General features: G+C 66.2%; 13 protein-coding genes and 1 pseudogene. 4 read left to right on the top strand and 10 right to left on the bottom strand.

The genetic code is table 11. The features are described from left to right. Positions 1 to 401: 401 nt before the first annotated feature. The 10 genes and pseudogenes from I8N54_RS20210 to I8N54_RS12525 form a co-directional block, all read right to left on the bottom strand. Positions 402 to 878: pseudogene (locus I8N54_RS20210) on the bottom strand (vWA domain-containing protein); the annotation flags it as partial. A 340-nt stretch (positions 879 to 1,218) separates the two neighbouring features. After that, positions 1,219 to 2,187, bottom strand: coding sequence for a type II secretion system F family protein (locus I8N54_RS12565; protein WP_140197191.1), 969 nt, complete (start codon positions 2,185 to 2,187; stop codon positions 1,219 to 1,221). A gap of 11 nt (positions 2,188 to 2,198) precedes the next feature. Beyond that, entirely contained in the window at positions 2,199 to 3,677 is a 1,479-nt protein-coding gene (locus tag I8N54_RS12560; protein WP_140197190.1) for a CpaF family protein, read from the bottom strand. Positions 3,678 to 3,699: 22 nt separating this feature from the next. Next, entirely contained in the window at positions 3,700 to 4,947 is a 1,248-nt protein-coding gene (locus I8N54_RS12555; RefSeq protein WP_140197189.1) for an AAA family ATPase, read from the bottom strand. Between the two features lie 309 nt (positions 4,948 to 5,256). Further along, complete coding sequence (locus I8N54_RS12550; RefSeq protein ID WP_140197338.1) at positions 5,257 to 5,916, bottom strand: OmpA family protein; 660 nt, start codon at positions 5,914 to 5,916, stop codon at positions 5,257 to 5,259. 13 nt (positions 5,917 to 5,929) lie between these two features. Beyond that, positions 5,930 to 7,375: a type II and III secretion system protein family protein gene (locus tag I8N54_RS12545; RefSeq protein WP_140197188.1), complete on the bottom strand. Its 1,446-nt coding sequence runs from the start codon at positions 7,373 to 7,375 to the stop codon at positions 5,930 to 5,932. A 200-nt stretch (positions 7,376 to 7,575) separates the two neighbouring features. Then, positions 7,576 to 8,430 carry a Flp pilus assembly protein CpaB gene (gene cpaB / locus I8N54_RS12540; RefSeq protein ID WP_140197187.1) on the bottom strand — a complete coding sequence of 285 codons (855 nt, stop codon included), beginning with the start codon at positions 8,428 to 8,430 and terminating at the stop codon, positions 7,576 to 7,578. A 135-nt stretch (positions 8,431 to 8,565) separates the two neighbouring features. After that, positions 8,566 to 8,751 (bottom strand): hypothetical protein, encoded by a 186-nt coding sequence (locus I8N54_RS12535; protein WP_140197186.1) that lies wholly within the window; start codon positions 8,749 to 8,751, stop codon positions 8,566 to 8,568. A 229-nt stretch (positions 8,752 to 8,980) separates the two neighbouring features. Next, on the bottom strand, positions 8,981 to 9,166 hold the full coding sequence (locus I8N54_RS12530) for a Flp family type IVb pilin (RefSeq protein ID WP_140197185.1): 186 nt from the start codon (positions 9,164 to 9,166) through the stop codon (positions 8,981 to 8,983). Between the two features lie 28 nt (positions 9,167 to 9,194). After that, complete coding sequence (locus tag I8N54_RS12525) at positions 9,195 to 9,380, bottom strand: Flp family type IVb pilin (RefSeq protein WP_140197184.1); 186 nt, start codon at positions 9,378 to 9,380, stop codon at positions 9,195 to 9,197. A gap of 368 nt (positions 9,381 to 9,748) precedes the next feature. On the opposite strand from I8N54_RS12525, the gene I8N54_RS12520 reads away from it, so the two are divergent. The 4 genes from I8N54_RS12520 (at position 9,749) to I8N54_RS12505 (ending at position 14,155) form a co-directional block, all read left to right on the top strand. Beyond that, positions 9,749 to 10,612, top strand: coding sequence for a lytic transglycosylase domain-containing protein (locus I8N54_RS12520; RefSeq protein ID WP_140197183.1), 864 nt, complete (start codon positions 9,749 to 9,751; stop codon positions 10,610 to 10,612). A 1-nt stretch (position 10,613) separates the two neighbouring features. After that, entirely contained in the window at positions 10,614 to 12,086 is a 1,473-nt protein-coding gene (locus I8N54_RS12515; protein WP_331459744.1) for a UbiA family prenyltransferase, read from the top strand. A 75-nt stretch (positions 12,087 to 12,161) separates the two neighbouring features. Beyond that, the gene (locus I8N54_RS12510; RefSeq protein ID WP_140197182.1) at positions 12,162 to 13,247 is read left to right on the top strand and encodes a THUMP domain-containing class I SAM-dependent RNA methyltransferase; all 1,086 of its coding nucleotides are present in this window, start codon (positions 12,162 to 12,164) and stop codon (positions 13,245 to 13,247) included. After that, positions 13,244 to 14,155 carry a DMT family transporter gene (locus tag I8N54_RS12505; protein WP_140197181.1) on the top strand — a complete coding sequence of 304 codons (912 nt, stop codon included), beginning with the start codon at positions 13,244 to 13,246 and terminating at the stop codon, positions 14,153 to 14,155. Before I8N54_RS12510 ends, I8N54_RS12505 begins: the two co-directional genes overlap by 4 nt. Positions 14,156 to 14,208: the final 53 nt, after the last annotated feature.

Below are 14,208 nucleotides of genomic sequence, written 5' to 3'. Positions count from 1 at the left end.
GCCATCGCGGCGGCATCCGCCGGGGCGGCACCGCCACCTGCGCCGGGCGCGAACTGGCCGCCGGCGAGCTCTTCCATCTGGGCGACGACGTCGTCGGCGGCCGCGTTCGGGTCGGGCACCGTGACGGAGGCTCCGCTGCCGCTTGCGCCGATCGCGGCCCCGTCCGCCGGGCCGAGCTGGCGCGGCGGCGGCGCGGCATCGCCACCCGGCGTCATCGCGAGCTGGCCAACGCGGGAGCCGGGCATCGCCACGACCCGCGCGCGGTTCGCACCGTCCGTGGCGGAGCCCGAGACGCCGACGTTCACCTGACGGGATTCACCGTCGGCGGGCAGGGGAGAGGTATAGGTCACCTCGAAGGTCGACTCGGTCAGCGCCTCGCCGATCATGTCGTAGATCGCGCCGAGCGCGGCGGCGTCGGGTGTCTCGTAATACTGACCACCGGTCTGGTCGGCGATCCGGGCCATCGTCTCGGTGCCGTCGCCGTTGCCGAGGCTGACGATGTAGACCGGGACGCCGGCCTCGGTCGCGGCTGCGAGAGCGTCGTCCGCCGAGGTGTTGCTGACCGCATTGCCGTCGGCATCCAGGTCGTTGCCACCGGAGATGACGATCACCGCGTTGCGACCGTCCCGGCCCGCGGCAGAGGCGACCGACGTGGCGATCGCGTCATAGAGGCGCGCATCGCCCGATCCCTGCAGCCCGGCGATCGCGTCCTGAAGCCGCTGCTTGTCGGTGGTCATCTCGGCCAGCGTGTAGACCAGGTCGCCGAAACCGACGATCTGCGCCTCGTCCCGCGCGCCGAGGTCGGCGACGAAGGCGCGCGCGGCGCCGAGCGTCTCGGCCCGCCGGTCCGCCATGTCGTCGGAGATGTCGATCGCCATGACGATCGAGACCGGTGTGCTGTCGCTGGTGATGCTCTCGGTCGGGCGGTAGGCGCCGTTCTCCCAGATGCGGAAGTCCTCGGGCTCGATACCGTCCACGGCGCCGGTGGCGTCCCGGATGTCGACCGACAGGCGCACCGTCGGGTAATCCGCGATGTCGATCGACCTCAGGGTCGTGACGACTCCGGAGAGATCACGGGCAGCCGGGGCGCTGTCGTCCTCTGACTGCGCCCCGACGATCATGGGGATGGCGGCAAAGCCGATCAGGTAGGCGACCAGGACGATCAGGCGGCTGAGAGAGGAGTCCCGGATGCGGGCAGGCAGGGTAGACATCGCTTGCTCAGACCTTGATGTTGGTGAGGTGGCGCATCACGAAGATGTTGGCCACGAGGAAGCCGGCGACGACGAGACAGGCGGGCACGAAGACCGGCGTCTCCATCACTTCGTCGTAGTAGTTCGGCTGAAGCACGTTGATCCCGACAAGGGCGAGCAGCGGGAACACCGACAGGAACATGCCCGACCACTTCGCTTCGGCGGTGATCGCCTTCACCCGGCGGAACAGCCGGAAGCGGGCGCGGATCACCTTGGCGAGGCCGTCGAGGATCTCGGCGAGGTTACCACCCGATGTCTGCTGGATCGTCACCGCCACGGCGAGGAAGCGGAGGTCCTGCATGTCCATGCGTTCGGCCAGCGCCTTGAGGCTGTCGCCCATGTCGCGGCCATAGGCGGCCTCGTCGGCGATGACGCCCATCTCGGTGGCGAGCGGGTCGGGCACCTCGTTGGCGACGATGTTGATCGCGGAGGAGAACGGGTGGCCGACGCGCAGTGAGCGCACCATCAGTTCGACCGCGTCGGGAAGCTGTTCCTCGATCAGGCTCAGGCGTTTCTTCGCCTTGCTGTTGACCCAGACGAAGACCCCGCCGACCCCCATCGCCACGGCGACGGCGGCGCGGACCGGAAGGCTGGCCCCGGTGCCGGCGGTCAGGCCGATGAAGGCGACGACCGACAGGGCGACCATCACCCCGATCAGCTGCGTCGGCGAGAAGGCGATGTTGGCCTTCTGCGCCTTGTTGGCGAGCAGCGAGTAGATCGGGATCGACTGGCTGCGGATGTGCTGGGACATCTCCTTGCGGAGCTGGTCGAGCACCTGCTCGCGGCCCTGGCCCTTCTCGAGCATCTCGAGACGGCGGTTCACCCGGCTGTTGAGCGAGATCGACCGCCCGAAGACCGTCAGGTAGAGGCCTTCGACCACGACGAGCACGGCAATGAAGATCAGGCCGTAGATGATGAGATCGACTGAAAGCGACATGTTCTGCTGACCTATTCCAGCGTGGGTTCGTAGATGGCCGGGGGCAGGTCCATGCCCCAAAGCCGGAAACGTTCGGAGAAGTGACTGCGCACGCCGGTCGCCGTGAAGTGCCCGATGATCTTGTTTTCGGGCGTCAGGCCGACGCGCTGGAAGCGGAAGATCTCCTGCATGGAGATGACGTCGCCCTCCATGCCCGTGATCTCGGTGATCGACACCATCCGGCGGGAGCCGTCCTGCAGGCGGGAGGCCTGCACGATCAGGTTCACGGCCGAGGAGATCTGGCTGCGCACGGCCTTGATCGGCATCTCGATGCCCGCCATCGCGATCATGTTCTCGAGGCGTGAGACGGCGTCACGGCCGGAGTTCGCGTGGATCGTCGTCATCGAGCCGTCGTGGCCGGTGTTCATGGCCTGCAGCATGTCGATGACTTCCTCGCCGCGCGTCTCGCCGACGATGATGCGGTCGGGACGCATCCGGAGCGCGTTGCGCAGGCAGTCGCGCTGCGTGACCGCGCCCTTGCCCTCGACGTTGGGCGGACGGCTTTCCATCCGGCCTACGTGGGTCTGCTGAAGCTGAAGTTCGGCCGTATCCTCGATCGTCAGGATACGTTCGTCGTTGGCGATGAAGGAAGACAGCGCGTTGAGCGTGGTCGTCTTGCCCGAACCCGTACCGCCGGAGACGATGATGTTGAGACGCGTGGCGACAGCGGCCTGAAGGTAGGCGGCCATCTCCTCGGAGAAGGCGCCGAACTTCACCAGCTCGTCGATGCCCAGCTTGTCCTTCTTGAACTTACGGATCGAGACGAGAGAGCCGTCGACCGCGATCGGCCCGACCATCGCGTTGAAACGCGACCCGTCGGCGAGACGGGCGTCGACGTAGGGGTTGCTCTCGTCGACGCGACGACCGACGGCGGAGACGATCTTGTCGATGATCCGCAGAAGGTGGCGTTCGTCCTTGAAGGTGATGTCGGACAGGGTCAGCCGGCCCGCGCGTTCCACGAAAATCTGGTGGGGGCCGTTGATGAGAATATCGTTGACGTCGTCGTCCTTGAGCAGCGGCTCCAGCGGGCCGAGACCGGTGACCTCGAAGTAGAGGTCCTGGTTCAGGGTCTGCCGTTCCTCGCGGTTCAGCACGACACCCATCTCGTCCAGCGTCTCTGACGCGATGGCGCTGATCTCGGCGCGCAGGTCCTGCTCGCTCGCCTTTTCGAGCGCGGCCAGGTTCAGGTTGTCGAGAAGGGCCTTGTGGACCTCGAGCTTGATCTCGCCCAGCCGTTCCTTGCGCTTCTTCTCCTTGTCCTGGGGCGCGGCTTTCGCGTCGCGCTTTGGCAGCTGCTTCAGAAGGCTCGCCTTCGCCGCGCCGCCTGCCGGTGCAACGGCGTCGGCCGGCGCAGCGTCAGGCTGGGCCGGCTTGTCCGGCGAGGGGGCCGGCTGTGCAACCGAATGCGGAGTGGCTTTCGAAGGCTCCGGCTTCTTGTATTTCGAGAACATCTGTCAGTCCCTGGCTTTCACCTCATCCGGTCTTCGCGTCGGATTGGTTTACTTCGTGGACTTGGGCAGCAAGCTTGGCGATCTCCTTGCGGAGGGGGTTCTTGGCGATGCCAACGGCCATCGGAACGCCGTGGTCGGCGTTCTGCTGGACCTGCTTGCCACCCTCGGGCAACTGGACCTCGATCGCGATGCCGAGGCTGTCGGCGAGCCGCTTCACGCGGCTTTTCCCGTTGAGGTCGGTAAACCGCGGGGCGCGGTTCAGGATGAAGCGCAGCTTTTCGAAGGGGAGGTCCTCCGACTGGAGCGCGCGTTTGATTCGCAGCGTGTTCTGGGCGGACCGCATGTCCATTTCGATGATCGCGAAATAGACGTGCGCGGCTTCGAGCGCGGCCTGCGACCATTCCACCATCGTGGTGGGCATGTCGACGACGACGTAATCGAAGTTCGAAGCCGCCATCTCGATCAGCCGCCGCACGTCGTCCGTCCCGATCAGGTCGAGCGGGATCAGCTCGGTCGGGGAGGTCAGAACGTGCAGCTTTTCGTTGTAGGTCTGGAGCGCGGCGATGAAGCTCTCGCCATCCATCGCCTCGGTGTCGGTCAGAAGCTCGAACACCGCTTCCCGCCGGGGCAGGTCGAGGTAGGTCGAAGCTGAGCCGAACTGGAGGTCGAGATCCATCAGGCACACCTTCGGCGGCGACTTCGGATCCATGAGTGCCAGTTCCCAGGCGAGGTTGACGGCCAGCGTGGTCGACCCGGTGCCGCCCGCCATGCCGTGCACGGGGATCACGACGCCGTTCTTGTCGCCGTTCGCCTTGATCTTCTTGGGCGTCTGCGGCTCTGCCGGGGCAGGGGGCTCGGGCGGCGGCGCGAGCACGCGCTTGATCGCCTGGCTGAGTTCGTTTTCGGGCAGCGGGTAGGGGACGAATTCGTCCCCACCTTCCCGCAGCAACTGGTGCAAAGACGCCGGGCTCACGTCCTCGGCGACGATGATGACCTTGATGTCCTTCGACTTTGCGGCGGACACGATGTCGGTGATGAGGGACAGATCGCCCTCGTCCTGTTCGTCGAGCGCGATGCACAGGAATTCGAGCTGCGCGGCCTCGTCCTGTTCGAGAAATGCCAGGGCATCGGAGAATCCGAGGTCGCCCCAGCTTTCGCCGAGCGCATTTTCCATATCCTCGATCAACAGGTCGAAGACCTGCACGTCACGGCTGACAGTGCAGGCGATGATCGGTTGTACCTCGGGCTGGAGAACTGCGTTGGTGCTCATTGGCCTCTTGTCCTTTTCGGGACTGACGTGCGCCGGGACCCGCTTCGTGGGATGATGCCAGTGGAGGCATCAGGTTCGGGTCCGGATACGGCGTGGTTCACCCCTGTCCGATAGTGAGAAATTCGCTTCTGAATCTGTCGAGATTTGGGCCGAAACTTCGCCATTGTGCGATTTGGCGGAACGATCGGGTCGACCTGCCCGTGACAGTTGAACGCAGAACAACCGCAGTAACCATCAAGTGTCGTCAATGAATGAAAAAGCCGGCCATTGGCCGGCTTTTGAAGTGGAATCGGAACCAATCCTTGGGGATCAGCCGGCAAAGTCTCCGCTGTCGATGCCCTCGGTCGCCCGCTGCGGGGTCGCGGACTCGATATATTCACGGAAGATCACTTCGGCGTACTTGCCGTTCAGCACGGTCGGGTGGCGCGTCAGGAAGCCGGACACCTGTGTCACGGTACGGCGGTTCGCGCGTTCCCGTGTCTGGGTGAGGACGAGCGGCTGCGTCTCTCCATAGGAGACGAGCGCCTCGAGCCGATTGATGTCGACCCCGCGCGAGGCAAGGTAGTTCACGACCGCCTGCGCACGGCGCTGGCCGAGCTGGCGGTTGTAGGCGTCGGACCCGACAAGGTCGGTGTGACCGTAAACTGAGAAGCGCAGCTCCGGGAACTGGCGAATCCAGGTCGCCTGAATGTCGAGGATCCGGCGTGCCTCGGCGTCGAGGGTCGTGGAATCGAAGGCGAAATTGACCATCGGTGGCACTTCGGAGGCGAAGCGCTCCGCCAGCACCAGCGCGTATTGCTGCTGCCCGGTCTGAACCAGCGTGTTGTTCAGAGTTGCCGATCCGAAGTCGGAGGCACCCAGAACGGCGCTGCCGACTTCACCGTCGAACGTCGACGGACCACCGGCGGGGCCGGTGGAACAGCCGGCGAGGAGGGCGAGGGCGGCGGCGGAAAGAAGGTATGTCTTCATCATGTCCGTCTCCTCAATCCATCACGTAGCCGTAGGAGCCCGAGAAGTCCTGCCGCGCCACTTCGGCCGCCGCGCCCTGCTGGGGCGGGGCGGTCGCGACGCCACTGCCGTTCGGAGCTTCGACGCGACCGTAGAGGAACAGGTCGCGCTCGCTCGGCGGGCGGACCCGGTCGGTCGGCAGCGCCAGGGCCTCGCCCCGCGTCGGGGTGACGAGGTGCGGCGTGACGATGATGACGAGCTCCGTCTGCTGGCGCTCGTATTCCGCCGAACGGAACAGCGCGCCGAGCACCGGAATGTCCCCGATGAAGGGCAGCTGGTTGTTCAGGTCGATGAAATCATCCGACAGCAGGCCGGCGATGGCGAAGCTTTCGCCGTCCCGCATCTCGACCGTGGTCGAGGTCTCGCGGCGGCGGAACGCGTCGACGGTGAAACCGCCCTGGCTGAAGCCGTTGGCCGGGTCGATCGACGACACAGCGGCCTCGAGCTCGAGGTTGATGAGGTCGCCGTCCACCACGCGGGGAATGAAGTTCAGCTCGACACCGAAGGGCTTGTACTCCACGGCGATCGAGCCGCCGTCCTGGCTGATCGGCACCGGATATTCGCCACCGGCGAGGAAGCGCGCCTCCTGCCCGGAGAGGGCGGTAAGGTTCGGCTCGGCCAGCGTGCGGACGACGCCCCGGCTCTCGAGCGCTTCGAGCAGCATGCCGATCTCGACGCCGCCAGCGTTGAAACCGAAGAGCGTCGCTCCGGCATTCTGGTTCACCGACGGCAGGTTGCCGTTCAGGCTTGAGGTGAGACCGCTGTTCGTCACGAGGCCGCCGGTCCCGGCCGACAGGCCGAGGTCGCCGCCAAGCGTTGTGCCTTGGGCCGACAGCGACGCGCTGAGCGACTTCGACACGGAACGTTGCATCTCGGCGAAGCGGACCTTCAGCATCACTTGCTGGACGCCGCCGACCGACATGAGGTTCGACACCCGTTCGGGCGCGTAACGTTCGGCCAGTTCAAGCGCCCGGTCGAGTCGGACGGTGGAGGACACGGTGCCCGACAGGACGATGCCGTTGGCCGCCGTGCGGACCTCGATCGTCTCGCCGGGCAGGATCTGCGCCAGACGTTCCTTGAACTCGTCGATGTCGGGGGTGACCTGCACCTCGACGTTGGTGATCAGCCGTCCGTCCGCGCCGAGAAGCGTGAGCGTCGTGCGCCCCGGCTCCTTGCCGAGCACGTAGAGCGTCCGGTCCGAAAGGGTTGAGATGTCCGCGATGCCGGGGTTGGCGATCGAGACCTCCGTGAAGGGGGTATCGCTCTCCACGACGACCGCGCGGTTCATCGTGACGTTGAGCGAACTGGATGCCGCCCCGCGCATCACGCTGAGAACCTCGGCGTTGCCGCTGGCGACCGGCCCCACGAGGGCCAGCGCGAAGCCGGTTACGGCCGCGCGAATGAATCTGTCATATTTCATGGGTGACCTGCCTCTATGCCACGCTCGATGCAGGCTTTGCGCCCGTCCTTTGGGAGCAGGCTGCGTCGGATCCGCGAATAAAGCAAGAATCAATGACCTGCGGGTCGCTCTGCATGTGGATGACTTGCAACAGGTTGACCTAACGAGAAACGGCGCGCCTTGCGGGCGCGCCGTTTCCCATCTCGGTGAGTCGACCGTCGTCAGTTGGTGCAGGGGATCGGGATTTCGACCACTTCGGCACCGCGGCGCGTCTTGATCGTGCAGACCTGCTCGGGCTCAGCCTCGACGACCTGCTGCCGCTCGGGAATGCCGAGTAGCGAGCGCTGGTCGACCTCGACCGCTTCGGCGATCGTGTCGTCGTCCGTGCCGACGAGAGACAGCGACAGGCGACCTGTCGACTGCGCCTGGGCAAGGCTCGCCACGACCTGCGGTGTCGCCTCGACCGTGACGGTGCGGGCGATGGTCGTGTTCATCGCGCTGCCGTCGGCCGTCTGGTCGATCGCGATCAGCTTCACGTTGCTCTGAATCAGTTTCGTCACTTCCTCGACATCGCCCGAGTTGGTCACCGAACGACCGGTCCAGTAGACGTCGACCCGGTCACCGGGGCGGAGGAAGCCCGACACGCCGGTCGAGACGTCGACGCGGATCGCGAAGGCCCGCATCCCGCGGCTGAGGCGCGAGGTGATCCCGGCGTCTTCACCGGGCTCCGTCACCTTGATCGCCATGACGGGTTCGTTCGGCTCCATCGGGCGGAGCACGACGCGGCGAACGTCGGGGCCCTGCGGGAACAGCTCTTCCTCGGTGAGGAACAGGCCGTCGGGCATCGCCGTCTCGACATACTTGATAACCGCGACATCCTCCATCGTGAGCTCTTCGCCATAGGCGACGGACCGGTTGACGGCATAGACATCGACGGTCGGCACGATCTGGGCCGCAGCGGCACGTTCCGCGGCGAGCGCATTCTCGGTCTCCTGCAGGTAGCCCTGCGCCATGTAGACCGCGAAGCCGGCAAGGCCGACACCCACGATGAGAACCAATCCGAATACTGCTCTCATTTTTAGTCCTTTCGCTCCGTCTTGGGCGGAGCCGTAACTGCCAAATGTCCGGCCGCATCCGATGAGGGAAAAATGCGGCGCAGGCTTGCCGGAAATCCGGCAAGATCATGGCGGTGGAAGTCGGCCCGGTCCCTCTTACCAGGCCAGTAGTGTCTGCTTGCTCAGCCGCGCGCCGACACCGGTCGACGTGTCCGTCGCACCGCCGGCGATCGCGGCGATCAGGGCGAGGCTCAGTCCGATGATGGCCGCGGTCAGCACGACCCAGTCGATCGTCACCGCGCCTTTCTCGTCCAGCTTCAGCCTGGTCAGTAGTCTCAGCATCCCGTAGCTCCGTGGTTCGGGCGCCGCCGCCCCGGTTTGTCTGCACTGACCCTCGCGTTCGAATGTGTCGAAAGCGGGGAGGTAAGGCGGTATCATGCAGACTTATGCCTTAATGTTTCGGTAATAATTACAGTATGTTGAAGGCCGCTCCTGAAGTCGGAGCCCACAAAGCAGAAGACCGCGTCAAATCTGACGCGGTCTCCTGAGAGCCGAAAGCCCTGGCTACGACTTAGTAGTCGACGATCGTCTGCGAAGCGAGACGGTCGGAGATGGTGTCGCCAAGGGCGGTGGTGCCGGTGCCGACGGTGGACAGAACGGCGATGCCGAGGCCGACGATGGCGGCGGTCAGCACGACCCAGTCAACGGTGACGGCGCCGTCTTCGTCGCGGCGGAATTTGGAAAGAAGCTTGGTCATCATGTCATATGCTCCGAATAGGGTTGGATCAGTAGTCGACGATCGTCTGCGAAGCGAGACGGTCGGAGATGGTGTCGCCGAGGGCGGTGGTGCCGGTGCCGACGGTGGACAGAACGGCGATGCCGAGGCCGACGATGGCGGCGGTCAGCACAACCCAGTCAACGGTGACGGCGCCGTCTTCGTCGCGGCGGAATTTGTTGAAGAAGTTTTTCATGTCGTACCCTCCTCAGGGTGTTTGCTCTGGTTTCGGTCCCTCTCCGGCTTTTGCTCTGGCCCGCCTCTCACACGGTCCGTCTCCGGTTCGGATGAGCAGGTTTTGCCCTCCGAATGGGGCGGCAATTTGGCTCCATTCGATCATTTTCACATGCAGCGAGAGGCCATTTGAGGGAAATCCGGCGTTCGAGCTTTGGCAGACCGGCGACATTCCCCTAAGAAATTGAGGTTTCCCTTACGTTGCAAAAAGGAACCGCCAAGCGCCCGTGACAAGCGGAGAATCTCGCGGGACTTGGTGGAACGGGCCCGATGGGCGATGATCCCTGCAAAAGAATACGAACGAGCAGTCATTGTCAGAGGCAGGTCAGGATGGGGTTGATCCTCAAATCCATCGGCGGCGCCGTTGTCGGCGCGTCCTTCGCAGCCGCGGCATTCGCCGAGTCGGAACGGTTGCAGCCGGATTTCACCTTTCGTCGGGTCGGTGTGCCGCCGTCGGGCAGTACGACGGGGCGCATCAGCGTCCAGATCGACCCCGAGGCCCCGTCGGCCTATTTCCCGCCGGCGCCTGACGCCGAGGAGTCGGTTCCGGTAATCGCCACGTCGAGCTCGGGCGCGATGGCGGCCGTGCCGCGCGCGCCGGCGAACGTGGCCTGGTTCTGGGAGACGATCTCTCCCAGCATCGCGGACACCGGGCCGGGGCGCCTGAATGCCGCGCTGGGCGCGCTGAATGCCGCCCCCGAGGATGCCCGTTTCAGCGGGCCCGCCCTGCAGGGCATGTCCGATCTCGCCCGCAGCCACGGCACCACGATCCTGCGCGAGACCGTCGGCACCAACGTCTCTCCCGCGCTGGTGCTTGCCGTGATCGCGGTCGAAAGCGGCGGCCGCTCCGACGCCGAGAGCGGGGCAGGGGCTGGCGGCCTCATGCAGCTCATGCCCGACACCGCCTCTCGCTTCGGGGTCGAGAACCGCTTCGATGCCGTTGAGAATATCCGCGGCGGAGTCGCCTATCTCGACTGGCTGATGCAGCATTTCGACGGTGACCCGATCCTCGTCCTCGCGGGCTACAACGCGGGCGAAGGCTCGGTGCGCGACAATGCCGGCGTTCCGCCCTATGCCGAGACACGCGCCTACGTGCCGAAGGTCATCGCGGCCTGGAAGGTCGCGCGCGGGCTCTGCGTGACCCCGCCGGAGCTCATTTCGGACGGCTGCGTCTTCGCCGTCCGGGACAGTTGAGATGAACATGTCCGCACCGATCCGAAACAACGACGCGCACACCGGACGGCCTCTTGTGCTGGATGCCGACGGCACGCTGCTGCGGACCGACATGATGCTGGAGTGTTTCTGGGCCGGTCTCGGAACGCGCCCGATCGACACGCTGAAGGCACTGCGCCACGTCGGCGATCCGGCCCGCTTCAAGTCCGTCCTTGCCGGTATCGCACCGCTTCGGGTCGACCTCCTTCCGGTCGAGCCCGAGGTGAAGGCGCTCGCCGACGCCGCACGTGCCGAGGGTCGCGAAGTCGCCATCGCCTCCGCCAGCGACGCCGCGCTCGTCGGCCCGCTCGCCGCGTTCCACAAGGCGGACCGCGCCTTTTCCTCCGACGGTCAGACCAACCTGAAAGGTCCCCGCAAGGCCGAGGCCCTGGTCGCGGCCTACGGCGAGGGTGGCTATGACTACGCCGGCAACGAGCCCGCCGACATGGGTGTCTGGACCCGCGGCAAGGATGCCATCACCGTCGCCGATCCGGCGTCGGCCAGGACGCTCCGGGCCGAAGGCCGGGCCGTTACCGAAGTGAAGGGCGGTTGGTCGCCCGCCGATCTGGTCCGCGCGATGCGTCCGCACCAGTGGGTGAAGAACATCCTGCTGCTGCTGCCGGTCATCGCGGCGCACGACTTCACCCTGTCGGCGCTCCTTCTGGTTCTGGTCGGGATGGCCGCCTTCTCTGCGGCGGCCTCTTGCATCTACCTCGTCAACGATCTGCTCGACCTCGAGGCGGACCGCCTGCATCCCAAGAAGAAGAGCCGCCCCTTCGCCAGCGGGGCGGTGCCGCTGAAGGTCGGGATGGTTGCGACGCTTGGACTGGGTGCGATCGCGCTCTCGGTCGCGGCGGCGCTCGGGCCGGCGTTCCTCGGGATCGTCGCGCTCTACATGACGCTGTCGCTCGGCTATTCGCTGAAGCTCAAGCGGATGCGCTGGATCGACATCGCCACGCTGGCGTCTCTCTATACCATCCGCGTGGTGGCGGGGGCGGCGGCGAGCGGGGTGGACGCCTCGCTCTTCATGCTGATCTTCATCTTTCCGGTCTTCATCACGCTCGGCTGCGTGAAGCGCCTGACCGAACTGACGCTGGCCACTTCGGATGAACGGCTGCCGGGCCGGGGCTATGGGCGGCCAGACCGGCCAGACCTTCTGAACATGGCGCTGCTCGGCACTGTCGGTGCGCTCGTCATCTTCTTCGCCTATTCCTTCTCCGAGCAGGGCCGGGCGCTCTACCCCGATCAATGGCTGCTCTGGGTGGCGCTCCTGCCGATCGCGTGGTGGCTGAGCCGGATGGTGCGGCTCGGCTGGTATGGCAAGCAGGACTACGATCCGATCGTCTTCGCGATGAAGGACAAGCGCGGCATCGGCATCCTGCTCATCACGCTGAGCCTGATGTTCTACGCCGCCGGCCTGTGGCAAGAGTGGGCGACCTCGCTTTTCGGGAGGTAGCGGGCGGGTATCCGTCGATGGATGGTGCCGTCTGCCCCCCTCGCCCCGCCCTCAACCGCAGGATAAGGGAGAGGGATGCAACCGCTCTCCCTCTTCCTTGCCACCGCGCCCGGCCTTGAACAGCTGCTCGCAGACGAGGCCCGCGCCGCCGGCTTCACCGATCCCAAGGCGCTGCCGGGCGGCGTCGAGATCAAGGGCGACTGGTCTGACGCCGCCCGCGCCAACCGCGAGCTGCGTGGTGCGTCCCGGGTCCTCGCGCGCTTCGCCGAGTTTCCGGTGTTCCACCTCGCACAACTAGACAAGCGCAGCCACAAGATCGACTGGGCCGAGCTGCTGCGCCCCGGAACGGCAGTGAAGGTCGAGGCGACCTGCAGGAAGTCCAAGATCTACCATGCGGGCGCGGCCGCACAGCGCGTGGAGCGTGCGATCGCCGATACCATCGGCAAGGGTGCGGGTGAGCCGATCCGCCTGCTGCTGCGGATCGAGGACAACCTCTGCACCTTCTCGCTCGACACGTCGGGTGAGCCGCTGCACCGGCGCGGCCACAAGAGCTTCGTCGGCAAGGCCCCGATCCGCGAGACGATGGCGGCGCTGTTCCTGCGCGACTGCGGCTTCGACGGAACCGAACCGCTGATCGACCCGATGTGCGGCTCCGGGACCTTCGTGCTGGAGGCGGCGGAAATCGCGCTCGGCCTCGCGCCGGGCCGCGACCGGGACTTCACGCTCGACCGGCTGGCCGTGGCCCCGGCGGCGGCGAAGCCCGTGACGCCGCGCGAGACGTCACTCCGCTTCCTAGGCTACGACCGCGACGACGGCGCGATCCGGGGCGCGGAAGCGAACGCCGAACGCGCCGGAGTGGCGGGCGTCACGACATTCGCGCGGCAGGCGGTGAGCGATCTTGCGCGGCCCGACGGACCGCCCGGCCTCATCATGGTGAACCCGCCCTACGGCGCACGGATCGGCGACCGCAAGATGCTCTTCGGTCTTTACGGTGCGCTCGGCACGGTGCTGAAAGAGCGGTTTTCGGGCTGGCGCGTCGGGATCGTCACGAGCGACGGCGGGCTGGCCAAGGCGACCGGGTTGCCGTTCCTTGCAGAAGGACCGCCGGTGGCGCACGGTCCGCTCAAGGTGAAGCTCTACCGGACGGACGCACTTTCATGACGACCCTGACATCGGCCCACGCGGGCCGCGCGATCCTGACCATGTGTCTCGGCGTGATCCTGATGGTGACCTCGGACGCGATCTCCAAATGGCTGGTGGAGCGCTACCACCCGCTGCAAATCCTGTTGCTGCGCTGCCTGATCGCGGCCCCGATGCTGGCGACCTTCATCACGCTGACGCGGGGCGCGCACCGTCTGCGCTCGGCCAAACCGTTGGTGCATGTCCTGCGTGGCCTGCTTGTGGTGTTCGCGGCCTGGTGCTTCTTCCTCGCGTTGAAGAACCTGCCGCTCGACACGGCGGTGACGATCGGCTTCACCGCCCCGATGTTCATCGCGGCGATTTCCGGCCCTTTGCTGAAGGAGCGGGTGGGCCGCGACCGCTGGCTCGCCATCCTCGTCGGGTTCGCCGGTGTGCTGGTGATCGTCCGGCCGGGCGCGGGCGTCTTCGGGCCGGAGGCGCTCTGGCCGGTGGGGGCCGCGTTCTTCTACGGGCTGGTGCTGGTCGCGGCGCGCTTCATCGACGTGCGCGACGACTTCCTGACGATGACATTCTGGATGTCGGTGACGCCGGTGGTGTTCTGCCTGCCGGTGCTCTTCGTCGACTGGCCCGAGCCGGAACCGCTGGACTGGGTGCTGTTCCCCGCAGTCGCGGTGATCGCGACGCTCGGCACCGCGCTGCTGAGCCAGGCCTTCCGCCTCGCGCCCGCAGCAGTGGTCGCGCCGTTCGACTATACCGCGCTGATCTGGGCGAGCCTGTTCGGCTGGCTGATCTGGGGCACCGTGCCGTCGATCTGGACCTATCTCGGCGCCGGGGTCATCGTGGCCTGCGGCCTCTACCTGATGTTCACCGAACGCCGCGCGCGGCGGCTGGAGGAGATGCTCCCCGATCCGGGGCGGCCCTTGCCCTGACTTGGCAATCCGGATGTGCGCCTTCGGCGCGCCAGTCTCGCCCTTCGGGCGGA

This window comes from Pelagovum pacificum (assembly GCF_016134045.1).
Lineage (GTDB): Bacteria > Pseudomonadota > Alphaproteobacteria > Rhodobacterales > Rhodobacteraceae > Oceanicola > Oceanicola pacificus_A.
The sequence above is the reverse complement of the archived record's forward strand: the minus strand, read 5'-3'. Positions and strand labels throughout refer to the sequence as shown.